The sequence below is a fragment of the Vibrio sp. 2017_1457_13 genome, from assembly GCF_030851525.1.
Lineage (GTDB): Bacteria > Pseudomonadota > Gammaproteobacteria > Enterobacterales > Vibrionaceae > Vibrio > Vibrio metschnikovii.
This window is the reverse complement of record NZ_VHTA01000004.1, coordinates 315816-341137: the sequence shown is the minus strand read 5'-3', so window position 1 is coordinate 341137 and position 25322 is coordinate 315816. Positions and strand designations below refer to the sequence as shown.

Here is a 25322-nt window from a genome sequence, read left to right as displayed (position 1 = left end):
TGAATTATATCACGATTTATTGAGTGATAGTCAGTTTCTTTATTTTACCATCTCGCGAGACAATCAAGTAGCCATCGTCAAGTGCAAGAGGACCGACTGCAAAACCGCTTTTACTGACGAATTGCTGAGCCACAAATTCGCCGCTATTGCGATCCAACCAGTGAAGGTATCCCTCACTATCACCAATAACTAGGTAACCATCAATCAATTTAGGCGCCGTTAACAGTCGGTGCTGTAGCTGATTATTCTGCCATAGTTCCGTCCCGCTACGTGCATCAACGGCAACGACATGATCTTTATCAGTAACTAAAAACAGACGGCGGCCATCGCTGACCATATCCGTCGTTGACGAATAATTGCGTTTCCATACCGCACTACCTGAACGCAAATCAATTGAAATTAACTGCCCATTAAAACCGATGGCGTACAAGTTAGCTCCAATGATCAATGGCGCAGCATCAACATCAACTAAGCGATCAATTTCGGTTGCGCCTTGCGGTTGACCTATCGGCTGTTGCCAAATTAATTGACCACGTTCAATAATCGCGGCGGCAAGACGACCGTTAGACGTTCCCCAAAAAACACCACCAGAAGCGGTAACAGGCCGACTATCACCACGTAGGGTTAAGCTGGGTACTTCGGTACTGATGGTCCATTTTTGAGCGCCATTAGTACTGTCTAACGCAAGCAATATGCCTCGACTGGTATTCACAATCACTAAGTTACTGTCTGTGGCAACCGAAGCCAGTACTTCACCGGCTACATCGACACGCCAATTCAGCTCGCCCGTTTCGGCATCTAAAGCCAGGACTTGACCGTTTTCACTGCCGATAAACAGCTGATTGTAAGCGGCAACAATGCCCCCAGATAAACGCGCTGGCATATCTTGTCTTACATTAACACGCCATAATGTTTTCCCGTCATTGGGATCAAGGGCTTTGACTTCGCCATCACGACTAGCAACAAACACTTTACCATAAGCGTATTCAGGAGTCAGATTAGAGAAAAAATGACCGACTCCCCGACCAACCGAGTTACTCCAAATGGGTTGCGGTGTAAACTCACTACTCACACTAGGTAGCGGAGCCATAATGATATTTTCTTCTTCCCCAGCACATCCGCCTAACAAACCGATTACGGCCGCAGACAAAAGCACTTTGTTGAATATTTTTTTCATCAACAGATGCCCTTATCTGGCTAGATCATCGAGTTTCAGCTGTAATGTTTGGCTAGCATTACTCGATTGTTGAGCTTGTGAATAGGCTGCATAAGCCGCGTCTTTATCTCCTTTACGGAGTGCAATATCACCACGTAATTCAGCAACACGTGCAGCCCAACTTGCCTCAGTAATCGTTGTTAATTCAGCCAGCGCGGCATCAAATTGCTGCTGCTCAGCCTGCAAACGTGCAATACGAAATGCAATGACTGGGGTTAATGCTGCGTCTTTCGTCGACTTCTTAGCCCATTCAAGTTGCGCTAACGCCTCATCTAACTGCCCGGCATCGGCTTGTGCTTTAGCAAGCTGCATCGCCGCTAAAACAGCGTATTCTGATTTCTGATGATTATCGATAAAATGCTGTAAATCTGACTCAGCTTGCGCCCCTTTAGCTGAAAAGTTAGCGATAGCTTTGCTATACGTTTCAGACGTTGTTTCTTGACCCGTCGTAGTTGAATGCTGGTAATAACGCCATCCAAACAAACCGCCAAGACCAAGTACCGCACCAAGGAGAACAGCTTTACCATTCTCTTTCCACCAATCTTTTATCGCTTCAACTTGTTGTTCTTCGGTATCGTAGAGTTCCACTTCCTGTCCTCTTAAATAAGAAATCTCAAAAACATGCGTTTAAACGAGATGAGCCAATTGGCTAGCAATATCAGTTTGAGATAACGTGATTTGTTGACCACCAAGTAAATCTTTTAGTACTACCGTCTTTTCAGCGATCTCGTTTTCACCAAGTACCAGAGCGACCGCAGCACCAACTTTATCTGCACGTTTAAATTGTTTTTTGAAGTTACCACCACCACAGTGGTTCATCACACGTAAACCCGGAACTTGCTCACGCAGTTGCTCAGCGAGTTTCATTCCAGCCATGGTGGTACCTTCACCCGCCGTGACAATATAAACGTCTACGCTACGCCGCACCTCTGTATTACCTAAGGTTTCCATCATCAATACCAGACGCTCAAGCCCCATCGCAAAACCAACTGCCGGAGTCGCTTTCCCTCCGAGCTGTTCAACTAAACCATCATAGCGGCCACCGCCACACACAGTGCCCTGAGAGCCTAAGCTTTCTGTTATCCATTCAAAAACCGTTCGATTGTAATAATCTAATCCACGCACTAAACGTTGATTAACGGTGTATTCGATACCTGCCGCGTCAAGAAGTTCACACAAACCGCTAAAATGTTGTTTCGATTCGGCATCTAAGTAATCAGCCAATTCGGGCGCATCGCCAAGTATCGCTTGAACGTCTGGATTTTTACTGTCAAGTACACGCAATGGATTGGTATACATGCGGCGTTTGCAATCTTCATCCAATACATCTTGATGTTGTTCTAAATACTCAATCAACGCGCTGCGATAATCGGCGCGAGCCGCTAATGAACCAATCGAATTCAGCTCTAGTCGCACATGCTCAGCAATACCAAGTTCACGCCATAGACGTGCTGTCATCATGATCAGCTCGGCATCAACATCTGGGCCATCGATACCAAATACTTCAACGCCACATTGGTGGAACTGACGATAGCGACCTTTCTGAGGACGCTCATGACGGAACATTGGTCCGATATACCATAAACGCTGCTCTTGGTTATACAGCAGGCCATGTTCAATTCCTGCACGAACGCAACCGGCTGTTCCTTCAGGACGAAGGCTTAAGCTATCGCCATTACGGTCAGCAAAGGTGTACATCTCTTTTTCAACCACATCGGTCACTTCACCAATAGCGCGGCTAAAAAGTGGCGTCATTTCCACGATGGGCATACGCACTTCGCTATAGCCATAGGCACTAACGACATTTTTAACTGCGTTCTCCACTTTTTGCCAAAGTGGAGATTGAGTCGGGAGGCAGTCGTTCATGCCTCGAATTGCTTGAATAGTCTTTGCCAAAATATTTACCGTAATATTATGAGGTTAATCTTGCTCGATTTGCTGAATAGCAATACGATTTTTCGTGTCTAACTGAGCTGCTTTTGAACGGATTCTAGCTTCGAGCTGAGCAACGAGATCGTCATTATCAAAGCGCTCTTTCTGACGAACACCATCTTCATAGAAAGCACTTTTTTTATTACTGCCAGCCAATCCTAAGTGGGAGACTTCTGCCTCACCAGGGCCGTTGACGACACAACCAATGATCGAGACATCCATTGGGGTTAACACATCTTCCAAACGCTGCTCAAGTGCGTTAACCGTACTGATCACATCAAATTCCTGACGAGAACAACTTGGACAAGCGATAAAGTTGATCCCACGAGAGCGAATGCGCAGTGATTTCAGAATATCAAAACCGACTTTAATCTCTTCAACAGGATCGGCCGCTAAAGAAATCCGTAGCGTATCACCGATACCTTCAGCCAACAGCATCCCTAAACCAACTGCCGATTTAACTGAACCCGCTCGGGCACCACCCGCTTCGGTGATCCCTAAATGAAGAGGTTGATCGATTTGTTTGGCCAATAATCGATAGGAATCCACTGCCAGAAAAACATCCGAAGCTTTAACACTGACTTTGAACTGATCGAAGTTTAGCCTGTCGAGAATATCGACATGGCGCATCGCAGATTCAACCAGAGCTTCAGGTGTCGGTTCACCATATTTAAGCTGAAGGTCTTTTTCTAATGAACCACCATTAACGCCGATTCGAATCGGAATGCCTTTATCACGGGCGCAATCGACTACCGAGCGGATCCGAGCTTCATTACCGATATTACCAGGGTTAATCCGTAAACAATCAACACCATACTCGGCCACTTTTAAAGCGATTCGATAGTCAAAATGAATATCTGCCACTAAAGGAATCGAGACCTGTTGCTTAATTAACTTAAATGCTTCGGCAGCATCCATAGTAGGAACCGAGACACGGACAATATCGGCCCCGACTTTCTCCAACGCTTTTATTTGAGCGACGGTCGCAGCCACATCTGTGGTTCTGGTGTTAGTCATGGATTGTACGGCGATAGGCGCGCCATCGCCAATAGGTACGTTACCCACATAAATACGTGTAGAGGGGCGACGCTTAATAGGAGACTTGTGTTGCATAATTTCGTCTAAGGTAAGGTGAATCTAGCTACTCTGCCTGAAGTATACCCAGAAAGGTCGACAGGTTCACTCGCAAATGTGACAGAAACACCTTCTGGTGCTCCAAGAATGACACTAATCGGGGTTTCACCACGCACATTGATTGATTGGCCGGCTTTTTTAACGCCGGTAGACAGCGTTTTGCCAGTGGCATCTTTAACTTGAATCCAACAATCAGCGCTAAAAGTCATGCTGAGCAAATTACTCTCGTCAGCGTTGACCGGCGTATTTTCGGTGGTAGCTGGTGTGATGGATGGCTCCGCTTCTAAGATAGGCTCAACCCGACTATCGTTGACGGGGGACTCTTCCTCTTCTGCTTGCTCAACCGCTGATACCTCATTACCAACAGTCAGGTCACTCACCGTCGGTAGCTGATCCAAAATAGGATCGGCCGACGCAGACTGCGGATTGGTTTGCTCAGTAATCAATGAACTACGCTCACTCGATGAAGTGAGATTATTGTGTTGGTTATTCTGCCACCACCACAGTGATGACATACCAATAATCACCAATACAATAACCCAAGTAATCAGCATGATACGACTATCGTGTTGAGCTCTTTTATTCTTCCTAGAAAAGCTCTGCATTCTCTGTTCTTGTGGGCCAGTAACATAATGTACTTCGTAAGATTCAACGACTTCAGCAACTGAGAGTCCGACGGCTTTAGCATAAGAACGCAGATAACCACGAGTAAAGGTTGCCACCAAATCAGAATCAAATTGGTTATCTTCAATGTTACGAATAATCGCCACCCGCAACCGTAAGCGATCAGCCACTTGCTTTTGACTCAATCCTAAAGCTTCTCGTTTGAGCTTAAGCAGTGTGCCGGGTTGTTGAACGTTCGGCGTTTCTTCAACGATGGTCTCTTGTTGTGTATTCATCCGCGCTATCAATCTCTTTTATTCGTGTTCGAGCCGAAGCCTACGCTGTTATTTTTGTCTCTATTCGTTAGTCGCGTTTAGGTTCTCAGGGCTCCAACAGGGAAAATGGTTTCATCCAATTCACTTAAGTTTCGATAATACTAACTTCCAGACTAATTTTGCTTATACAGCGAGGAAATTGCATTATCACTCATCAAGTAAGTTGGATATCACGTTTGTTCGATTCGACCGCTACATCGAATGGGCTCTAATTAAATCATTCTAATGGATCTTAGGCGGTAAACAACATTGATTTGAAAAAGAAATTACAGCTAGGTCAAGATTTTTCGTTAAATTGACATAAAAAAGCCATAATTTGCCACTGTGAGCTAAGAATCCTACTATGCATCAAAACACCTTACGCAGCCTGTTTCAGTTAATAGCATGATTCTATCAAGGTGCTCGATGACCGATAAAAACTGAGCATCTATTGGCTTATAAACTCAAAATGTAATTCGACTTGTTTAGCCGTTTTCTCTTAACAATAACGCCAGCGAAAAGGCTGGCGTTATTAAAAAGGTTTATAAGGTTTTTACGGGAATAATCTGCTCAGGCTGCTGCTTTAATTTCGTCCGTTTGGTTCTGTCTATCACATCACCAACTAACTGACCGCAGGCAGCATCAATATCATCACCACGCGTTTTACGTATTGTCACGGTATGCTCATATTGCATTAAGGTTTTCTGAAAACGATCAATGCGTGAATTACTGGGTTTTTTATACGGTGAACCTGGATAAGGATTAAACGGGATCAGGTTAATTTTACAAGGCGTCCCTTTCATCAACTGAGCCAGCTCATGCGCATGTTCAGTGCCATCATTCACATGATCCAACAAAACATATTCGACGGTTACTTTACCGCGATTGGCGTTAGAAGAGGCAATATAACGGCGCACTGAAGCAAGAAAATCTTGAATATCCCAGCGATCATTAATCGGCATAATTTCGCTGCGTAGTTTATCGTTAGGTGCATGAAGTGAAATCGCTAATGCCACGTCAATTTGCCCGGTCATTTGATCTAAACCAGAAACGACACCTGAAGTAGAGACCGTCACACGACGTTTCGACAAACCAAAACCGAGGTCATCAAGCATAAGTTCTAACGCAGGAATGAGGTTTTTCATATTGAGCAACGGCTCACCCATGCCCATCATTACCACGTTGGTGATCGGACGGCGGCCTGTTTCTTTTTCCAAACCAATTTCACGTGCTGCACGCCAAACCTGACCAATAATTTCCGAAACGCGTAAATTACGGTTAAACCCTTGCTGAGCGGTTGAACAAAACTTACATTCCAGCGCACAACCAACTTGTGAAGAGACACACAATGTGGCGCGATCTTCCTCGGGAATATAGACGGTTTCGACATCTTGATCTCCGACTCGCATTGCCCATTTAATCGTGCCATCACTGGAGTATTGAGCATCGGAAACGTAAGGCGCTCGAATCTCACAGTGAGTCTGTAATTTCTCACGTAGGTTTTTGTTAATGTTGGTCATTTTTTCGAAGTCATCACAACCGAAGTGATAAATCCACTTCATGATTTGATCAGCTCGAAACGCTTTTTCACCCAATTCTTCTGCGAAATAAGTACGTAAGCCTTTGCGATCAAAATCGAGCAGATTGACTTTTTCAGTGGTCATGTGGCCTCTCCAAGATGGAACTAGAATTAAGGGCGCGAATTGTACAGCCTTTATTCAATGACAACAAGCACAGTAAAACCCTGAATTTTTTGCGACATTATTGGGATAGGAAAGCGGTTCTAGTCGATGATTAATCCCTGATGAGGCAGGACTCATCAGGGGTCACCAATAAACACGGTGATTAACTATTTACCTTCAGCTTAACGCTTACTTTATACCGTGGTAAAAGCCATCCAGCTCTGAGTCTTGATGGTGCCATTTGGGTTATACGGCAACTCACTCACTGCGTGGGCAAATTTCAGCGTCGGGAAAAAAGAACTCAATTTCACGAGCAGCCGAAATAGGACTATCGCTGCCGTGTACAGAGTTATAACGCATACTCAGCGCGTAATCAGCGCGTATCGTGCCACATGCCGCTTCTTCCGGATTAGTTTTACCCATTAATTCACGATAACGAGCAATCGCATTTTCTCCCTCTAACACTTGGACCATGATCGGACCTGATGTCATAAAGGCTTTTAGATCATTAAAGAACGCTTTTCCTTCATGCTCAGCATAAAAACCGCTCGCTTGATCCTCGGTTAAATGAACCATTTTTGCCGCGATAATTCTCAATCCCGCTTTTTCTATACGATGGTAAATCTCGCCGATTAAGTTACGCTTTACTGCGTCAGGTTTGATAATTGAAAATGTTCTTTCAAGAGCCATAAGATGTCCTTTTTGGATTTTGATAGTAAATAGTAAGGCTAATTGATACGTACTCCAATCGCTTGCTGCTACCTTTAGCGACAGATGAGTCACTCCCTAACCACATAGATAACCATGTCATAGGAGCTACTCAACGCCGTCAATACCGCTGTAATAGCAAAAAAGAGTACAAAACGGGGCAATCAACGCTGCCCCTTGGTTACTTATTATTTGGCCTGATCTAATAAAATACGCGCAACGGTCTTAACGCCCATCGCTGTTGCCCCAGCGGCCCATTTATCACTGGCGGATTTACGATACGTTCCCGCGCAATCGACATGTAGCCAGCCTTGCTGGTAATCGTCAACAAAGTAGGATAAGAAAGCCGCTGCCGTACTTGCACCCGGTGAATAATCACCAGAACAAATATTGGAGAGATCAGCAAAGTTCGAGGGCAACATATCACGGTGAAAATCAGCTAATGGCAGTGCCCATAATCCCTCATTTTCCTCTTTAGCCGCATCGAGCGCTTGTTGACTCAAAGCTTCATCAAAACTCAGTAATGCATGATAGTCATTACCTAACGCATTTTTTGCAGCTCCCGTTAACGTTGCACAATCGATGATCAATTGTGGTTTTTGCTCTGAAGCGTAAATCAAACCATCAGCTAAGACTAACCGCCCTTCGGCGTCAGTATTCATAATTTCAACGGTTTTGCCGTTTTTATAGGTGATCACATCACCCAATTTTAATGCACGGCCAGATACCATGTTCTCAGCACAGCACAAAATGAGCTTAACGCGTTTATTCAAACCGCGCATGATAGCCAGCCCCAGGGCTCCGGTGATGGTTCCTGCTCCGCCCATATCCGCTTTCATCGAAGACATAAAATTAGACGGTTTTAAACTATAGCCACCAGAGTCAAAGGTAATGCCTTTGCCAACTAAGCAGGCAAATACAGGAGCATTATCATCGCCCGTTGGGTTGTAGTCTAATTGCAACATGGCAGAAGTGCGCTCAGAACCTCGACCTACCGCATAAATGCCTTCCCAATTTTCCGTCAATAGGTCTTTATCTTTTACAATTCGATAAGAGACGTGATCCGGAGCTAGTGACTTAATAAACTCGGCAGCCATGGTCGCTAATTGACGAGGAGCCACTTCTTCAGCACTTTTATTGATAATATCGCGTGTCCAATCCGCCGCTTTAATCCGTGCTTCAAGTTCAGTTTGATCAGCGCTGGCTAACGACTCCCACTGTAAGGTATTTTTCTTTTTAGGATCACGATAACCTTGGTGAAATGCCCAAATCGTTTCTAAGGTCCATGCTGAACCAGATAAATGTAACGAACGCAATCCTTGGCCATCTAATTTACGTGCTGCACGCTGAATGGCATTGAGATCATTCTCTTTCGATAAATGAATGGTCGCGCCCTGCTCTGAGAATGAGACGAGGGCTTTTTCTCCCCACTGAGGCTGGGCTGACTCTAGACTAATAAATACAGGCATCTGTGTAGACATGGTTTCTCCTTGTCCTATATGGTGTGGCCCTAATAGATATATTCCTTTGTTCCGTTACACTACCGCGCGATTACCGCTCTTGTAACGAGTTGAGAATAACTACTCTCGGATATATCTGAATCACAACGAATAATCAACCTAACGATGTTAACATTTTGTCGCGTAAAAATACCCACTGGATAAAAAAACGGACCATGAGGTCCGCTTATTTTGCTTAAAATTGTTAACTCAACACTGATTTGATGGCTCGCTGCCTACTATAGGCATTGAGCTTTCTTTGTGCATTTGCCACAAAGGCGACATATTACGCAATTGAGTCACTGCGCTACGAATATGTTCAATCGCATAATCTATTTCATCTTCGGTCGTAAAACGGCCAAATGAAAAACGAAGCGAGCTGTGTGCTAATTCATCATCCAAACCCAGCGCACGCAATACATAAGAAGGCTCTAAGCTAGCCGACGTACAAGCACTGCCTGAAGAGACCGCAAGATCTTTCAGGGCCATTAACAACGATTCGCCTTCGACAAAAGCAAAACCGAGATTAAGGTTATGAGGAACACGCTGCTCTAAATCACCGTTAATACTCACAGCTTCGATATCTTGTATGCCATTAAGTAAACGGTCACGTAAAGTTTTAGCATGTTGATAATCATGCTCCATCTCTTGTTTAGCGATGTTAAACGCTTCTCCCATCCCAACAATTTGATGGGTCGCCAGTGTTCCTGAGCGGAAACCGCGCTCATGACCACCACCATGCATCTGTGCTTCAAGATAAATACGCGGCTTGCGACGCACAAAGAGAGCCCCAATACCTTTAGGGCCATAAATTTTATGCGCTGAGAGTGAGATAAGATCGACTTTCATTGCTTGTACATCGATCTCAACTTTGCCCGCGGATTGAGCCGCATCAACGTGAAAGATGATATTTCGCTCACGACACAGCTCACCAATCGCAGTGATATCCTGAATCACACCAATTTCATTGTTGACATGCATCACCGACACTAGCACGGTATCATCACGCATGGCGGCTTGTAATTGATTTATATCGATCAATCCACGACGGTCAGGCTGAAGATACGTCACCTCAAAACCTTCCTGTTCTAGCTGGCGAGTAGTATCTAATACTGCTTTATGCTCAGTTTGACAGGTGATGATGTGCTTACCTTGTTTAGCATAAAAGTGCGCCGCACCTTTAATCGCCAAGTTATTCGACTCTGTTGCCCCTGAAGTAAAAACAATTTCACGCGGATCGGCATTAATAAGTTCAGCAACTTGTTCACGCGCCGTATCCACCGCTTCTTCTGCCTGCCAGCCATAACGATGCGATCGAGAAGCAGGATTACCAAACGTCCCATCCATCGTCATATGCTGAATCATCTTTTCGGCCACGCGCGGATCAACCGGACAGGTGGCCGAATAGTCTAAATAAATAGGCAGTTTCATTTTTTATTTTACTCCAGTGTAAACATTGCCGCTATGAGCGAACGTTAAGACCAAAGGAGGCTGCACCAATAGTGACAGATTGAGAATGCTTATTGCCATTCCCTTGGTTCGCCGCAAGGTTCATACCTTGACGGTCAGAAATTTGTAAGACTTCGTTATCAACCATCAACTCACCGAGTGTGATGTTATTTAAGAAGTCGCTAATACGTGAGCTGAGGTCACACCATAACGTGTGAGTAAGACAACGAGTGCCACCTTGGCAATCACCTTTACCATGGCATTTCGTCGCATCGACAGATTCATCCACCGCCGCGATAACCGTACCAATAGAAATGGTACTCGCTTCTGCGCCTAAACGATAACCACCGCCAGGACCACGAACACTAGCAACCAAGCCCGCTTTACGTAATTTAGAAAATAGCTGCTCTAGATAAGACAGGGAAATACCTTGTCGCTCTGAAATGTCCGCTAGAGGTACTGGGTTTTGCTGCGAATTTAGCGCCACATCTAACATGGCGGTTACCGCGTATCTTCCTTTAGATGTTAATCTCATATTACACCATATCCACATCGATTATGTGGTTGAGATTCTTCCATACCCGACTAATTCAGTCAAGTATTTAATTGACTGAATTAGTCGGGTATTTAACCTTAAATTAATCAGGTGATTAGCGACAATTAAGGCAGGCGCATTTTTTTCTCTACTGCAGTCAATACGCCACGTAAGATATTAATTTCTTGCGCTTCAGGGCGAGCTCGGCTGAATAATCGACGGAGCTTGTTCATTACCTGCCCTGGCTGTGAAGGGGAAATAAACTCACTTTCCAACAACACTCGCTCTAGATGCTGATAAAATCGGTCCAGTTCTTGATGACGAGGATAGTCCACCACTGTCGGTGATGAAAACTCACTCTGTTGATGTGTTAAATGAGCAACGCGAATCTCGTAACATAACGTTTGCACGGCCATCGCTAAGTTTAATGAGCTGTATTCGGGGTTAGCAGGAATGCATACATGATAATGACAAAGCTGTAACTCTTCATTGGTTAAGCCTGTTCTTTCACGACCAAATACTACCGCAACAGGATGGGTTTGACCTTCAATCGCAAATTGTTCGCCACACTGACGAGGATCAAGCATCGGCCACTCTAATGTACGTGAACGGGCGCTGCTACCAACGACTAACCCACACTCAGCAACCGCTTCACTCAGCGTGCTGACGATCTGCGCATTTAACGCAATATCACTGGCACCCGCAGCTAACGCGATTGCTTGAGCATCTACTGCGCATTCAGGTGCGACTAATACCATCTGACTTAGGCCCATCACTTTCATCGCTCTAGCCGCTGAACCAATGTTGCCTGAATGTGATGTGCCCACTAAAACGATTTTAACATTGTCTAACATGACGTTAATTTACCATCAATCTATCGCTAATCTCGCCGTCGATGATGACACTCGTTGATTCGCGTTGACGAGCGAGTCCATCTTAACTTTAACGGTATTAAATTGGCTTGAAGGGTTGGCTAAGTAACTCGAGAATAATCCATACAAAAACGGTTACTTGGCGTTCGTTGTTCGATAATAACATAAAGAAAAATGAAATGATCAGGCCCGTTGTCGGCCGAACCATTAAGCGAGCAAAAAATAACCACTTCCTTTTTGGTATGATTTTGCTATAATCCGCTCCGCTTTTTTCGTTCTTTAACATCCGTTGGGAAACTCGTATGCATCCAATGCTAAACATTGCTATTCGCGCTGCGCGAAAAGCAGGTAATCATATTGCTAAATCTCTAGAAAACGCTGACAAAATTGAATCCTTTCAAAAAGGAAGCAATGACTTTGTTACTAATGTCGACAAAGAAGCGGAAGCGCTAATCATTGCTACCATCCAAAGCTCTTACCCTGAGCACTGCATTATTGCCGAAGAAGGCGGTCTTATCGAAGGTAAAGATAAAGACGTACAATGGATCATCGACCCACTGGATGGAACCAATAACTTCGTGAAAGGTATCCCTCATTTTGCGGTATCGATTGCCGTAAGAATGAACGGTCGCACCGAAGTTGCCTGTGTTTATGACCCAATGTTAAATGAACTATTTACTGCTCAACGCGGCTCTGGTGCTCAATTAAACAATGGTCGTATTCGCGTTAAGCCATTGAAAGATCTGCAAGGGGCTATCCTTGCGACTGGTTTCCCATTTAAGCAAAAACAACATTCTGAGTCTTACCTAAAAATTATTTCTTCTTTGTTTGTTGAGTGCGCTGATTTTCGTCGTACTGGCTCAGCCGCCTTAGATTTATGTTATTTAGCGTCTAACCGTGTCGATGGCTACTTTGAGTTAGGTCTTAAACCATGGGATATGGCGGCAGGCGAACTGATCGCTCGTGAAGCAGGCGCAATTCTGGCCGATTTTGCTGGCGGTACTAATTACATGCAATCAGGCAATATTGTCGGCTCAAGCCCACGTGGTGTAAAAGCGATTTTGCAACACATCCGTGAAAACGGAAACAGTGCGATTTTTAAATAACCGTTCTATTGTCAAACAATCAGCATGGCACCAATCATCCATGCTCGCTTGATAAAAAAAACCGCTGAATATTCAGCGGTTTTTTTGTTACTGGTGAAGACGAATCTCACTGTCACCTGTCAACCTTAAGCTAAGGCAACTCATCCAACTCAGCACCCTCTTTTTCTATAGGTGCTGGAATAAGATGCTCACGGGTAATACCAAGCTTTAACGCTAACGCCGAAGCAACGTAGATAGAAGAGTAAGTACCTACCGTGATCCCCAACAGTAATGCGGTAGCAAAACCATGGATATTCGCACCACCTTGGACAAATAATGCGATCACCACAAACAAGGTCGTACCTGAAGTAATTAACGTCCGACTCAGCGTTTGCGTAATAGAGCTATTCATTACTTCCGCTGAATCGCCTTTACGCAACTTACGGAAATTCTCACGAATACGGTCAAAGACCACTATCGTATCGTTCAACGAATAGCCGACCACCGTTAGTAAAGCGGCCACGATCGTTAAATCAATTTCGATTTGCAGTAACGAGAAAATACCTAGGGTGATGATTACGTCGTGAGCTAGAGATAATACGGCTCCAGAGGCTAAACGCCATTCAAAACGCATTGAAACGTAAAGCAAAATACAGATGAGTGAGGCTAAAATTGCTAAGCCTCCCGCTTCTGCCAGCTCATCACCAACGTTAGGACCAACAAACTCGATCCGGCGCATCTCAACGCTTTCACCCGTTCCCTCTTTGATGGCATTCAGAATTTGGTTACCGAGCGTTTCTCCAGCGACCCCTTCACGAGGACGCAAACGGACCATTACATCACGTGCTGAACCAAAGTTTTGTACTGTTGCATCACCAAATCCACGCTCATCAAGAGCATGGCGAATTTTCTCCAGATTCGCAGGCTCAGCAAAACCCACTTCTATCAGTGTTCCGCCAGTGAAGTCCAATCCCCAGTTTAACCATTTGGTGGATAAGGTAAAAATTGACGCGCCAATCATCAATAGCGATAAGACAAACGTAAACTTTGACCAACGCATAAAGTCGATCGTTTTCTCTGCTTTCAGAATTTGATACATAATGATTCCTAGCCTTAGATCGACAATTTATTAATACGTTTCCCGCCATACAGCAGGTTAACCACACAACGCGTACCGATAATCGCGGTAAACATCGACGTTAAGATACCAATCGATAAAGTAACAGCGAAGCCTTTGATCGCACCAGTACCCACCGCAAACAAAATAATCGCCGTGATCAGCGTCGTGATATTCGCATCAGCAATGGTACTAAACGCATTGGCGTAACCTTGGTGGATCGCTTGTTGCGGATTACGACCTTCACGTAGCTCTTCACGAATACGTTCAAAAATCAGCACGTTAGCATCTACCGCCATACCAACTGTTAACACAATACCGGCAATGCCGGGTAAGGTCATGGTTGCTCCGGGAATCATCGACATAATGCCGATAATCAACACTAAGTTGGTCAACAAGGCTAAGTTAGCAATCAAGCCAAACGTACGATAGTAGAGTGCAGTAAAGATCATCACCGCAAACAAACCCCAGATACAAGCTTGAATACCCATGTCGATATTCTGTTGTCCCATTGACGGGCCAATCGTCCGCTCTTCAACGATCGAAATCGGTGCGATTAATGCGCCTGCACGTAGCAATAACGCTAAATTTTGAGCCTCAGCCGCCGAGTTGATGCCGGTGATTCGGAAATTACGCCCCAATGCTGACTGAATCGTCGCTTGGTTGATGACTTCTTCATGCTTTTCTAAAATCACTCGGCCATCGTCGGTTCTTTCACCACTGTCTCGATATTCAGCAAATACCGTTGCCATCAGCTTACCAATATTATTTCTTGAGAAAGCCGACATCTTACTGCCACCTTCACTATCAAGAGAAATATTGACCTGTGGGCGACCGTATTCGTCGGCACTTGAACTGGCGTCAGTAATACTTGAACCACCCAAAATGACTCGACGTTTTAAAACAACAGGACGACCATCGCGATCCAGTTTAATTTCACTACCTGCAGGCACTCGACCTGCCGCTGCGGCAGCCAGATCAGCCGTAGCGTCGACTTCACGAAACTCAAGGGTTGCCGTCGCACCTAAAATTTCTTTCGCACGTGCAGTATCCTGTACGCCAGGTAATTCAACCACAATCCGACTCGCACCTTGACGCTGCACTAAAGGTTCTGCAACCCCTAATTCATTGACACGATTGCGTAAAATAGTGATATTTTGCTCAACCGCGTAGTTGCGAATCTCTTGTAAACGGGCGTCTGTAAATTTGGCTACCAAGAGGAAGCGCCCATCACGATCAGAAGCGGTAAAATTCATATCACGATGATTCGCCTCTAATAGACGGCGAGTTTCTTCAAGCTGAGCGGCATCGCGTAAAATGATCTCGACGGAATCCGCTTGACTACGGATCGCACGGTAGCGGATCTTCTCATCGCGCAATTCACTACGAAAAGCTTCTTCTTGTTGGCTGACTAATCGCTCCATTGCCGCGTCCATGTCCACTTCCATTAAAAAGTGAACTCCGCCGCGTAAATCAAGGCCAAGTTTCATCGGCGCTGCGCCAATGGATTCTAGCCAACGAGGAGTAGAAGGCGCTAAGTTCAGCGCAACAATGGTGTCATTGCCTAAAGCTTCATTAATGATGTCACGAGCACTGATTTGGGTATCAGTGTCATTAAAACGCACCAAAATGGAGCCATTTTCGAAAGCAATGGATTTATGAGAGAGTTGCGCTTTATCGAGCGCTTCAGTGACAGCATCCAGCGTTGACATATCTACAGAGGCGCCACGCGCCCCTGTAACTTGAATAGCCGGATCTTCACCGTAAAGATTAGGAAGTGCGTATAAAGCAGAAATGGTAATGGCAAACACAACCATTAAGTACTTCCATAACGGATAACGGTTTAGCACAGCGAGGATCCTCTAGCTGTTTTACAAAGATTTAAGTGTACCTTTTGGTAACACGGCAGAAACGAAGTCTTTTTTGATCACAACTTCATTATTGTTGTTCAATTCAACAGAGATAAAATCGTTATCATCAGCGATTTTAGTGATTCTTCCCACTAAACCACCACTGGTTAAGACTTCATCACCTTTCGCCATTGAGGCCATTAGACTTTTATGCTCTTTCACTCGTTTAGACTGTGGGCGATAAATCATAAAATAGAAAATTACCGCAAACATGCCAAGCATGATCAGCATTTCGAAACCACCACCCTGTGATGCACCTTCACCTGCTGCGTGCGCTACAGAAATTAGACTCATTGAGAAACGTCCTCTAAGTTATTGTTTGTAATATTTGTAGGTATTGGGCCGCACTAAGACAAATTCAAGCCATGAATAGACCCTTCAGGATAAATCCATCTCAGTGCTTGCCATTACGCTTGTTCGATTTGTAGCGGCGGCACTTCGCGTTGACGGCGTGCGTAAAACGCTTCTACAAATTGATCAAAGCGATCTTCGTCTATCGCTTTACGAATACTTTCCATCAATCGTTGGTAATAACGTAGATTGTGAATAGTATTCAGACGAGCGCCAAGAATCTCATTACAACGATCCAAATGGTGCAAGTACGACTTAGAATAATTTTTGCAAGTGTAACAGTCACAGTGCGGATCCAGTGGTGTTGTATCTGTTTTATGTACTGCATTACGGATCTTGATCACACCACCGGTCACAAATAGGTGTCCGTTACGAGCATTTCGTGTTGGCATCACACAGTCAAACATATCGACGCCACGACGCACACCTTCTACCAAATCTTCTGGCTTACCCACGCCCATTAAGTAGCGAGGCTTATCTTCAGGCAGCTGAGGGCAGGTGTGTTCTAAAATACGATGCATATCGGGCTTGGGCTCTCCAACCGCAAGGCCACCGACCGCATAACCATCAAAACCGATTTGTGTTAGTCCTTTCACTGACTCATCACGTAAATCTTCGTATACGCCACCCTGAACAATGCCAAACAGTGAATTGGTATTGTTGAGCTTATCAAAATGGTCACGAGAGCGCTGCGCCCAACGTAATGACATTTGCATCGATTTTTTTGCTTCTTCATGCGTCGCAGGGTAAGGCGTACATTCATCGAAAATCATTACGATATCTGAACCTAAATCTTTTTGGATTTCCATCGATTTTTCAGCATCCATAAAGATTTTGTCACCATTTACAGGGTTGCGAAAATGCACGCCCTCTTCGGTGATTTTGCGAATTTCGCCCAAACTGAAGACTTGGAAACCACCAGAGTCAGTCAGAATCGGGCCTTGCCAATTCATAAAGTCGTGCAAATCACCATGCATTTTCATCACTTCTTGGCCTGGACGCAGCCAAAGATGAAAGGTGTTACCCAGCAAAATTTCAGCACCCGTTTCTTTAACTTCTTCCGGAGTCATGCCCTTTACTGTGCCATAAGTACCAACGGGCATAAAGGCCGGGGTTTGTACAGTGCCACGTTCAAAGGTCAACTGACCTCGACGCGCATTGCCATTTTTCTTTTTCAGTTCAAACGTTAACTTCACAAAGCCTCCAATGTCAGAGAAACAGTCTGACGATATTAAGGGATCAAGCTTAAGCCTGATTTTTTTCAATAAACATCGCATCACCATAGCTGAAGAAGCGATATTTCTGCTCTACCGCATGCTGATAAGCAGCCATAGTGTGCTCATAACCAGCAAAGGCACTGACTAACATAATCAGCGTCGACTCTGGTAGATGAAAATTGGTGATCAATGCATCAATCAATTGATATTGATAACCAGGGAAAATAAAAATATCCGTGTCACCAAAAAAAGGCGCTAACGCTATGCCTTTCGCAAGTGCATCTTGCGCTGCACTCTCTAAAGAACGCACCGAGGTTGTCCCAACCGCAATCACTCTGCCACCACGAGCCTTGGTCGCTGCAATTGCCGCAACCACTTCTTCTGGTACTTCAACGTATTCAGCATGCATATGGTGATCATGAATATTTTCCACGCGCACAGGTTGGAAAGTACCCGCGCCGACATGCAAAGTCACATAGGCAAACTCAACGCCTTTAGCTTGAATTTGATCCAATAATGCTTGGTCAAAATGTAGCCCTGCTGTTGGTGCGGCAACGGCGCCCGGCTTTTGATTATAAACCGTTTGATAACGCTCTTTATCGGTTTCTTCATCGGGGCGATCAATGTATGGCGGCAAAGGCATATGACCAATATGGTTTAAGATTTCCAAAACCGTTTGCTGGGCATTAAATCGAATCTCAAACAAGGCATCATGGCGTGCAACCATGGTCGCTAAATATTGGTCCTGCTCACCCAGATACAGTTCCGTCCCCGGTTTAGGCGGCTTGGAACAACGAACATGCGCTAAAATAGAGTGCTCATCGAGCATACGCTCAACCAACACTTCTAATTTACCACCACTGGCTTTACGACCAAATAAACGAGCGGGGATAACACGAGTATTGTTAAAGACTAATAAGTCTCCTGGCTCAATATAATGCAACACATCGGTAAATGTGCCATCAACCCGTTCACCGGTGGTGCCATTTAATCGCAGTAACCGACTATCAGTGCGCTGCGCTTTCGGGTAACGAGCGATTAGCTCATCTGGGAGGTCAAAGTGAAAATCTGAAACTTGCATGGCTCTTTCTTAGTTATTGATAAGGTTAGCGACGGTTCATTTCGCGGCGCAACAGTATATACCCAAGCTCCGGCAAGATACAGGATTGTCAGCAGCTAGGATACGTTCCATCGATTAAGGATTGTAATCAAAAGTGACTTAGCGGCTTCTCTGTTGCGATTACCAGTAAAAGCTGACTTAACTCTCAGATATTAACCACAAACAAACCTATACTAAATATCAACAGACCGCGCGCCACGTTACGTTCATTGGCCAGTTAAACTTGGTTACCGATCATCGAAAGGAAAAGGAGTTGGTTATGATCAAAGTTGAAGACATGATGACTCGCAACCCACATACTTTGTTGCGTACCCACACAATAGCCGACGCCCGAAATATGATGGAAGCATTAGATATTCGTCATATTCCTATTGTCGATGCCAATCGCCGGTTATTAGGCATTATTACTCATCGCGATGTATTGGCAGCACAAGAGTCGAGTCTATACAACAAAATTACCGATACCTCACATACCGAAACGACCCCTTTGTATGAGGTCATGCACACGGGCGTCATGTCGGTCGCTCCACAAGCCGGCCTAAAAGAAAGTGCTATCTACATGCAACGGCATAAAGTTGGCTGTTTACCGGTAGTCAACAAAGGCGAGTTGGTCGGGATCATTACCGATAGCGACTTCGTCGCTATTGCGATCAACTTGCTAGAATTACAAGAAAACAGCGAGCCCGACGAAGTCGATACGGATAACGACTTTGAGCAAGACGTTTTGTAACTGGTCAATAGCTAGCCGATAGAATAGATAAATAAAAAGAGCATGGTGATCAATACCCTTGCTCTTTTTAGTTTTGAGATAACTTGCTATCACTCAGACAATTGATTGATGCGATAAATTTATTAAAGTTGCAGTTGTCCCCTGCAACTTTACGTCATCAGATTATCACCATGCAGAAGTTAGAACTGCTCTTCTTCGGTTGAACCGGTTAGCGCAGTGACTGACGATTGACCACCTTGAATCGTATTGGTCATTTTATCAAAATAACCCGTGCCCACTTCTTGTTGGTGAGCCACAAACGTATAGCCTTTCTCGGCGGCGGCAAACTCTTTACGCTGAACCATTTCAACATAATGACGCATGCCTTCACCTTGAGCATAGGCATGAGCAAGTTCAAACATGTTAAACCACATGTTATGAATGCCAGCTAAAGTGATAAATTGGTATTTGTAGCCCATATTCGCTAATTCTTGCTGGAATTTGGCGATCGTTTCGGCATCCAGGTTTTTCTCCCAGTTAAACGATGGCGAGCAGTTATAAGCCAAGAGTTGATCAGGGTACTGAGCATGAATCGCTTCAGCAAACTGTCGCGCTTCTTCTAAATCGGGTTTAGCGGTTTCACACCAGATTAAGTCGGCGTAAGGAGCGTAAGCCAAACCACGAGAAATCGCTTGATCGATCCCAGCACGAACACGATAGAAACCTTCAGCGGTACGCTCACCAACAATAAAGTCAGCATCATATGGATCACAATCCGACGTTAATAGATCCGCGGCGTTAGCATCGGTTCGAGCAATCACCAGCGTGGTTGTTCCAGCAACATCAGCAGCCAGACGCGCAGCCACCAATTTTTGCACCGCTTCTTGAGAAGGAACCAGTACCTTGCCGCCCATGTGACCACATTTTTTCACCGACGCTAATTGGTCTTCAAAATGAACCCCTGCCGCACCGGCTTCAATCATCGATTTCATCAGTTCATAAGCATTCAGGACACCGCCAAACCCCGCCTCTGCGTCAGCGACTATTGGTAAAAAGTAATCGATACCCCCTTCATCTTGTGGAGATTTGCCATTTGACCATTGAATTTGATCAGCGCGACGAAACGCATTATTAATGCGTTTAATAACGCTAGGAACCGAATCGACCGGATAGAGCGATTGATCAGGATACATCGTCCCAGCGGTATTATTGTCCGCCGCGACTTGCCAACCTGAAAGGTAAATCGCTTCGATACCAGCCTTAGCTTGTTGGACGGCTTGTCCTCCCGTCAAAGCACCAAGACAGTTAACGTAGCCTTTTTTAGCACTACCGTTTACCAGTTCCCATAATTTATCTGCACCACGCTGGGCGATGGTATTGGCTGGGGTGACTGAGCCCCGTAAATTAACGACATCTTCTGCACTGTATGTCCGCTTAACGTGTTTCCAACGTGGATTCGTTGCCCAATCTTTTTCTAGTGCTTCGATTTGCTGGCGGCGAGTTAATGTCATGTTCTGTCCCTCTTATCATTGGTTTCGCGTGGCTGATGGCACACGCCGATATTGTCCTTTTCGCCACTCACTTCGATTCAGTGAGCTTTGAAGTTCGGTTTCACGTTACTGTTATTTATTATTGGTTAAGACCGTTCTACGCCAAATAGTCGTAGCCCGGGATGGTTAAAAAGTTACCGAGGTCGTCACTGGTGGTGAGACGTTCAATCAATTCAGCTGCTTCGGTAAACCGCCCCTGATCAAAGCGTGCTTGCCCAACTTCAGCTTTAACGACTTCAATTTCTTGAGCTAAGTAATCACGAAATAACGTTTTCGTGACTACTTGTCCGTTATCTAAGGTTTTACCGTGCTGAATCCATTGCCAAATTGAAGCGCGAGAGATCTCTGCGGTCGCTGCATCTTCCATCAAACCATAAATTGGTACACAGCCATTACCAGAAATCCACGCTTCGACGTATTGCAAAGCAACACGAATATTGTGTCGCATGCCTTGCTCGCTCCGCGGGCCATCACAAGGAGCAAGCAGCGCTTCTGCACGGATTGGCGCATCCGATAAGCGAGTCACATCCAATTGATTACGACGCTCACCCAGCACTTGATTGAAGACCTCCATAGCAGTATCCGCTAATCCGGGATGAGCGACCCAAGTTCCATCATGGCCATTCATCGCTTCCAGCATTTTGTCATGACGGATTTTTTCCAGTACTTGAGCGTTAAGCGCAGGATCTTTGGCAGGAATAAAGGCCGCCATGCCTCCCATGGCAAATGCGCCGCGTCGGTGGCAGGTATAGATCAATAAACGTGAGTAAGCATTCAAAAATGGCTTATCCATCGTCACGACTTGACGGTCAGGCAATACGCGATCAGGGTGTTTTTTCAACGTTTTAATGTAGCTAAAGATATAATCCCAGCGGCCACAGTTGAGCCCCACAATGTGTTCTTTAAGAGCAAAGAGGATTTCATCCATCTGAAACACCGCAGGCAGAGTCTCAATCAACACCGTCGCTTTTATCGTCCCGGTCTCTAAACCAAAATAATCTTCGGTAAAATGGAAGACATCACTCCACCATTGCGCTTCTTGATAAGCTTGGAGTTTTGGTAAATAGAAATAAGGACCACTGCCTTTTTTCAATAACGCTTTATAGTTATTGAAAAAATACAAAGCGAAATCAAATAAAGCCCCGGGAATCGCTTGCTCAGCAAATAGGACATGCTTCTCTTGTAAATGCAGCCCTCGAACTCGACAAATCAACACGGCTGGATCTTCTTTAAGTTGATAGACCTTATCGTTATCTGGATTACGATAACTGATGGTGCCATTCACCGCATCGCGCAAATTCACTTGTCCATCGAGCAGCTTATCCCAAGCGGGTGACATCGAATCTTCAAAATCGGCCATGAAGACTTTAACGTTGGCATTGAGTGCATTGATGACCATTTTACGATCCGTTGGACCGGTAATTTCTACTCTTCGATCTTGCAGATCATTAGGAATACCAAGGATTTTCCAGCTGCCTTCACGAATATCGATGGTTTGCTCTAAAAAATCAGGCAGGTGACCTTGATCAATACGCTGCTGTTGCTGTTCGCGCTCATTGAGTAACGTATTCACTCGCGACGCAAAATGACGACACAGCTCAGCTAAAAAGGTTTGGGCTTCAACAGAGAAAATGGTGCTATGTTCCGAGGATAGAGCCCCATTAACAACTAATTGATCGTGATGCTTAGCGTTTTCAATGGCTGATGACGATTTATCGGGGGTTTGAGCAAGCATGGCATCCTTCCTTAGAGGCTATCTTTACATGTCATTTGTAAATTTAGAACTACAAAAAACACAGTAAGTATATAACAATAATATTGGCGAGTTGTGTTTATAAGCCTGACTTAATCCATCAATGGGTCAAAGGTAAGTCAGCACGATACAAACCAATAAACTCAAGACAAACATTACCCTATAAGCCATTACAATTAAAGAGCGAAAGTTAACACATCGTTAAATTCAACGTTTTATTCCGTTTCAAACTATCGTTTATTATTGGCTTAAAAAATGTAATTTATTACGTAATAAAATTACATTAAAAATTAACCTTGAAAGTCGTTTAAAACAGCCGTTCGATAATTAAATCGATCAGCGATATCGTATTTTCAGGGTTCAAGCAGGATAGATAACCGAATGTTGAAACAATGGAATGGGGAAAAGATGTAAAATTAACCATGTGAAGTTTTACTATTTTATGAAAGCTTCAAAACTTTATCGCTGTAAAATTTGACAAAAAAAGATTCACTAGCAGAGTTAAACTCTGTTTAATTAATAAAAAATGGCAAATAAAACTAGAAAAACCGCAAATATACAGAACAGCCAAACGGCTTAACATCATTATGCTCTCCAAACGACTTGGCGCTATTAACCGCTAGCAAGCAAGCCACTGGCAAATTTATCTGGAAAAAACGTCACCAATGCCAATGAGAGCCAAAACTCGCTCTCACTGGCTCCATGAACATAGATAAATGATGGAGTTAGAGTAAACAAACGTCGCTAATATCACAGCAACTTCCAAAACGAAGAGTGTATCGCCGCCATCGTCCCTCCCTTATTTTGTCCTGAGAGGGCGTTATAATAGCTGCGCCACGACTTCAGCAAGCTGTTCGAAAGTTGGCTGACGAGATGAACCGGGACGCCATACCACACCAATTTCTCGATAAGCCTGCTGACCGGGAGGATCAATAATCACTAAGTTTTGATTGTCTAACAGACCATGTTCAATCGCCATTTGCGGAATAAAGGTCATACCTAATCCGTTGGCCACCATTTGTACTAAGGTATGTAAACTGGTTGCCATAAAAGGATTGATTTTTTCTTTATCGGTTAACTTACAGGCAGATACCGCATGTTCAGTTAAGCAGTGCTCATGCTCTAATAAAAATACCGATTCATTAGGCAGATCATCATAAGTGATAGGTACTCGAATACGGTCCGCCTGCTGACGGCTAATCACCATCCTAAAAGGATCTCGACCAACGATTCGACTCATCATCTGACCGATGTCCATCGGTAAGGCGAGAATTAATACATCGAGCTCTCCGACTCGCAAGGCGTTTAATAGATTAGCGGTCGTATCTTCGCGTAATAATAAGTGTAACTTAGGATAACGTTGGTTAAGCTCTTGCACCAAATCACACAATAAAAAAGGCGCGATCGTCGGAATGCAGCCTAGTTTAAGCTGTCCTTCCATTGGTCCATTTTGACACTGCTGACCTAACTCCAGCAGATCTTTACCTTTCGCCAGTAATTCACGCCCTCCCTTTACCACTTGTTCTCCGGCATAAGTAAAAACCAACGGGCTTTTTTTGTCCGATTTCTCATATAAAGGGCAACCAATCAGAGTCTGCAAATTTTGAATGCCTTTACTCAGTGTCGATTGGCTAACAAAACAGCGTTCAGCCGCTTCACTAAAATGCCGTGTTTCATATAACGTAATCAAATAATGTAGCTGCTTTAAGCTTGGCCATTTATTCATCGTATTCTCTTTATTCTCCACTCAAATAGCTTAAAGCGCGATTTCTCGTACCGAGTAAATTCAGCCACCAATTCTTATCGCTTTTTTCGATTAACTTAATCTATTTAATTCGCTTTTTTCTATGCTACATGGTGTACTATAGTTTGTCTCGTTTAAATGGACTTGATAAAACATGCTGTTTTATCAAGCATTAACCATCATCTTAGGAGCAAAAAAATGGTACTCGTAGGTCGTCAAGCCCCTGATTTTACTGCTGCAGCTGTTCTTGGTAACGGTGAAATCGTTGAAAACTTCAACTTTGCACAGTTTACAAAAGGTAAGAAAGCCGTTGTTTTCTTCTACCCTCTTGATTTCACTTTCGTTTGTCCTTCAGAGCTTATCGCTTTTGACAAGCGTTTTGAAGATTTCCAAGCTAAAGGCGTTGAAGTGATCGGTGTTTCTATCGATTCACAATTCTCACACAACGCATGGCGTAATACTCCGGTAGAAAACGGCGGTATCGGCCAAGTTAAATACCCATTGGTTGCAGATATCAAACACGAAATCGTTAAAGCTTACGATGTCGAGCATCCAGAAGCGGGTGTTGCATTCCGTGGTTCATTCCTGATTGATGAAGAAGGCCTAGTTCGTCACCAAGTGGTTAACGATCTGCCTCTAGGTCGTAACATTGATGAAATGCTACGTATGGTAGATGCACTTAACTTCCACCAAAAGCACGGTGAAGTTTGCCCTGCGCAATGGGAAGAAGGTAAAGCAGGCATGAAAGCCTCTAGTGAAGGCGTAGCTGCATTCCTATCTGAGCATGCTGGTGATCTAGGTAAGAAATAAGTTAATAGGCCA

At 44.5% G+C, this 25322-nt stretch carries 22 protein-coding genes; 3 read left to right on the top strand and 19 right to left on the bottom strand.

Translation table 11 applies throughout. The features are described 5' to 3' along the window. Positions 1 to 16: 16 nt before the first annotated feature. From bamB to trmJ, 11 genes are all read right to left on the bottom strand, one after another. A complete protein-coding gene (gene bamB / locus FKN88_RS07625) occupies positions 17 to 1177 on the bottom strand; it encodes an outer membrane protein assembly factor BamB (RefSeq protein WP_154168972.1) in 1161 nt (386 codons plus the stop codon). A gap of 12 nt (positions 1178 to 1189) precedes the next feature. Continuing rightward, the gene (locus FKN88_RS07620) at positions 1190 to 1804 is read right to left on the bottom strand and encodes a tetratricopeptide repeat protein (protein ID WP_004395839.1); all 615 of its coding nucleotides are present in this window, start codon (positions 1802 to 1804) and stop codon (positions 1190 to 1192) included. A gap of 39 nt (positions 1805 to 1843) precedes the next feature. Then, positions 1844 to 3112 (bottom strand): histidine--tRNA ligase, encoded by a 1269-nt coding sequence (gene hisS / locus FKN88_RS07615; RefSeq protein ID WP_154168974.1) that lies wholly within the window; start codon positions 3110 to 3112, stop codon positions 1844 to 1846. A 24-nt stretch (positions 3113 to 3136) separates the two neighbouring features. Next, positions 3137 to 4261: a flavodoxin-dependent (E)-4-hydroxy-3-methylbut-2-enyl-diphosphate synthase gene (gene ispG / locus FKN88_RS07610; protein WP_004395841.1), complete on the bottom strand. Its 1125-nt coding sequence runs from the start codon at positions 4259 to 4261 to the stop codon at positions 3137 to 3139. A gap of 8 nt (positions 4262 to 4269) precedes the next feature. After that, positions 4270 to 5181 carry a RodZ domain-containing protein gene (locus tag FKN88_RS07605; protein WP_154168976.1) on the bottom strand — a complete coding sequence of 304 codons (912 nt, stop codon included), beginning with the start codon at positions 5179 to 5181 and terminating at the stop codon, positions 4270 to 4272. Positions 5182 to 5741: 560 nt separating this feature from the next. Beyond that, positions 5742 to 6863, bottom strand: a complete 1122-nt coding sequence (locus tag FKN88_RS07600; RefSeq protein ID WP_004395843.1) for a bifunctional tRNA (adenosine(37)-C2)-methyltransferase TrmG/ribosomal RNA large subunit methyltransferase RlmN — start codon at positions 6861 to 6863, stop codon at positions 5742 to 5744. Positions 6864 to 7139: 276 nt separating this feature from the next. Next, complete coding sequence (ndk, locus tag FKN88_RS07595; RefSeq protein ID WP_154168978.1) at positions 7140 to 7571, bottom strand: nucleoside-diphosphate kinase; 432 nt, start codon at positions 7569 to 7571, stop codon at positions 7140 to 7142. 206 nt (positions 7572 to 7777) lie between these two features. Further along, positions 7778 to 9070 (bottom strand): aminopeptidase PepB, encoded by a 1293-nt coding sequence (gene pepB, locus FKN88_RS07590; protein ID WP_154168980.1) that lies wholly within the window; start codon positions 9068 to 9070, stop codon positions 7778 to 7780. A gap of 228 nt (positions 9071 to 9298) precedes the next feature. Then, positions 9299 to 10519, bottom strand: a complete 1221-nt coding sequence (locus tag FKN88_RS07585; RefSeq protein WP_154168982.1) for an IscS subfamily cysteine desulfurase — start codon at positions 10517 to 10519, stop codon at positions 9299 to 9301. Between the two features lie 31 nt (positions 10520 to 10550). Next, positions 10551 to 11072, bottom strand: coding sequence for a Fe-S cluster assembly transcriptional regulator IscR (iscR, locus tag FKN88_RS07580; protein WP_154168984.1), 522 nt, complete (start codon positions 11070 to 11072; stop codon positions 10551 to 10553). Between the two features lie 125 nt (positions 11073 to 11197). Then, on the bottom strand, positions 11198 to 11926 hold the full coding sequence (gene trmJ, locus FKN88_RS07575; RefSeq protein WP_154168985.1) for a tRNA (cytosine(32)/uridine(32)-2'-O)-methyltransferase TrmJ: 729 nt from the start codon (positions 11924 to 11926) through the stop codon (positions 11198 to 11200). A gap of 320 nt (positions 11927 to 12246) precedes the next feature. On the opposite strand from trmJ, the gene suhB reads away from it, so the two are divergent. Then, a complete protein-coding gene (suhB, locus tag FKN88_RS07570) occupies positions 12247 to 13050 on the top strand; it encodes an inositol-1-monophosphatase (RefSeq protein ID WP_158137942.1) in 804 nt (267 codons plus the stop codon). Between the two features lie 130 nt (positions 13051 to 13180). Here the strand turns inward: suhB and secF are convergent, their stop codons facing one another. From secF to queA, 5 genes are all read right to left on the bottom strand, one after another. After that, positions 13181 to 14128: a protein translocase subunit SecF gene (gene secF, locus FKN88_RS07565; protein WP_154168987.1), complete on the bottom strand. Its 948-nt coding sequence runs from the start codon at positions 14126 to 14128 to the stop codon at positions 13181 to 13183. Positions 14129 to 14142: 14 nt separating this feature from the next. Beyond that, entirely contained in the window at positions 14143 to 15996 is a 1854-nt protein-coding gene (gene secD / locus FKN88_RS07560) for a protein translocase subunit SecD (protein ID WP_083797767.1), read from the bottom strand. Between the two features lie 21 nt (positions 15997 to 16017). Beyond that, positions 16018 to 16350 carry a preprotein translocase subunit YajC gene (gene yajC / locus FKN88_RS07555; protein WP_072668776.1) on the bottom strand — a complete coding sequence of 111 codons (333 nt, stop codon included), beginning with the start codon at positions 16348 to 16350 and terminating at the stop codon, positions 16018 to 16020. Between the two features lie 113 nt (positions 16351 to 16463). Further along, the gene (gene tgt, locus FKN88_RS07550) at positions 16464 to 17603 is read right to left on the bottom strand and encodes a tRNA guanosine(34) transglycosylase Tgt (RefSeq protein ID WP_154168989.1); all 1140 of its coding nucleotides are present in this window, start codon (positions 17601 to 17603) and stop codon (positions 16464 to 16466) included. Positions 17604 to 17652: 49 nt separating this feature from the next. Continuing rightward, a complete protein-coding gene (gene queA / locus FKN88_RS07545; RefSeq protein ID WP_154168991.1) occupies positions 17653 to 18705 on the bottom strand; it encodes a tRNA preQ1(34) S-adenosylmethionine ribosyltransferase-isomerase QueA in 1053 nt (350 codons plus the stop codon). Between the two features lie 298 nt (positions 18706 to 19003). Here queA and FKN88_RS07540 point away from each other — a divergent pair, with 298 nt between their 5' ends. Next, positions 19004 to 19474, top strand: a complete 471-nt coding sequence (locus FKN88_RS07540; RefSeq protein WP_154168993.1) for a CBS domain-containing protein — start codon at positions 19004 to 19006, stop codon at positions 19472 to 19474. 179 nt (positions 19475 to 19653) lie between these two features. Here FKN88_RS07540 and aceA read toward each other — a convergent pair whose 3' ends face one another. The 3 genes from aceA to FKN88_RS07525 all read right to left on the bottom strand — a co-directional run bounded on the left by aceA (position 19654) and on the right by FKN88_RS07525 (position 24482). Further along, complete coding sequence (aceA, locus tag FKN88_RS07535; RefSeq protein ID WP_154168995.1) at positions 19654 to 20964, bottom strand: isocitrate lyase; 1311 nt, start codon at positions 20962 to 20964, stop codon at positions 19654 to 19656. A gap of 136 nt (positions 20965 to 21100) precedes the next feature. Continuing rightward, the gene (gene aceB, locus FKN88_RS07530) at positions 21101 to 22738 is read right to left on the bottom strand and encodes a malate synthase A (protein WP_154168997.1); all 1638 of its coding nucleotides are present in this window, start codon (positions 22736 to 22738) and stop codon (positions 21101 to 21103) included. 838 nt (positions 22739 to 23576) lie between these two features. Next, positions 23577 to 24482 (bottom strand): hydrogen peroxide-inducible genes activator, encoded by a 906-nt coding sequence (locus FKN88_RS07525; protein ID WP_154168999.1) that lies wholly within the window; start codon positions 24480 to 24482, stop codon positions 23577 to 23579. A gap of 216 nt (positions 24483 to 24698) precedes the next feature. Between FKN88_RS07525 and FKN88_RS07520 the strand changes: the two genes are divergently transcribed. Next, positions 24699 to 25310, top strand: a complete 612-nt coding sequence (locus FKN88_RS07520) for a peroxiredoxin C (RefSeq protein ID WP_154169001.1) — start codon at positions 24699 to 24701, stop codon at positions 25308 to 25310. Positions 25311 to 25322 lie beyond the last annotated feature (12 nt).

Excerpts from the sequence above, each read along its gene's own strand:
- queA (WP_154168991.1), bottom strand. The coding sequence starts at position 18,705 with ATGCAAGTTTCAGATTTTCACTTTGACCTCCCAGATGAGCTAATCGCT.
- FKN88_RS07520 (WP_154169001.1), top strand. The coding sequence starts at position 24,699 with ATGGTACTCGTAGGTCGTCAAGCCCCTGATTTTACTGCTGCAGCTGTT.
- suhB (WP_158137942.1), top strand. The coding sequence starts at position 12,247 with ATGCATCCAATGCTAAACATTGCTATTCGCGCTGCGCGAAAAGCAGGT.
- yajC (WP_072668776.1), bottom strand. The coding sequence starts at position 16,350 with ATGAGTCTAATTTCTGTAGCGCACGCAGCAGGTGAAGGTGCATCACAG.
- ndk (WP_154168978.1), bottom strand. The coding sequence starts at position 7,571 with ATGGCTCTTGAAAGAACATTTTCAATTATCAAACCTGACGCAGTAAAG.
- FKN88_RS07605 (WP_154168976.1), bottom strand. The coding sequence starts at position 5,181 with ATGAATACACAACAAGAGACCATCGTTGAAGAAACGCCGAACGTTCAA.
- FKN88_RS07540 (WP_154168993.1), top strand. The coding sequence starts at position 19,004 with ATGATCAAAGTTGAAGACATGATGACTCGCAACCCACATACTTTGTTG.
- trmJ (WP_154168985.1), bottom strand. The coding sequence starts at position 11,926 with ATGTTAGACAATGTTAAAATCGTTTTAGTGGGCACATCACATTCAGGC.
- FKN88_RS07600 (WP_004395843.1), bottom strand. The coding sequence starts at position 6,863 with ATGACCACTGAAAAAGTCAATCTGCTCGATTTTGATCGCAAAGGCTTA.
- iscR (WP_154168984.1), bottom strand. The coding sequence starts at position 11,072 with ATGAGATTAACATCTAAAGGAAGATACGCGGTAACCGCCATGTTAGAT.
- FKN88_RS07585 (WP_154168982.1), bottom strand. The coding sequence starts at position 10,519 with ATGAAACTGCCTATTTATTTAGACTATTCGGCCACCTGTCCGGTTGAT.
- ispG (WP_004395841.1), bottom strand. The coding sequence starts at position 4,261 with ATGCAACACAAGTCTCCTATTAAGCGTCGCCCCTCTACACGTATTTAT.
- bamB (WP_154168972.1), bottom strand. The coding sequence starts at position 1,177 with ATGAAAAAAATATTCAACAAAGTGCTTTTGTCTGCGGCCGTAATCGGT.
- aceA (WP_154168995.1), bottom strand. The coding sequence starts at position 20,964 with ATGACATTAACTCGCCGCCAGCAAATCGAAGCACTAGAAAAAGATTGG.
- aceB (WP_154168997.1), bottom strand. The coding sequence starts at position 22,738 with ATGCTTGCTCAAACCCCCGATAAATCGTCATCAGCCATTGAAAACGCT.
- FKN88_RS07525 (WP_154168999.1), bottom strand. The coding sequence starts at position 24,482 with ATGAATAAATGGCCAAGCTTAAAGCAGCTACATTATTTGATTACGTTA.
- pepB (WP_154168980.1), bottom strand. The coding sequence starts at position 9,070 with ATGTCTACACAGATGCCTGTATTTATTAGTCTAGAGTCAGCCCAGCCT.
- secF (WP_154168987.1), bottom strand. The coding sequence starts at position 14,128 with ATGTATCAAATTCTGAAAGCAGAGAAAACGATCGACTTTATGCGTTGG.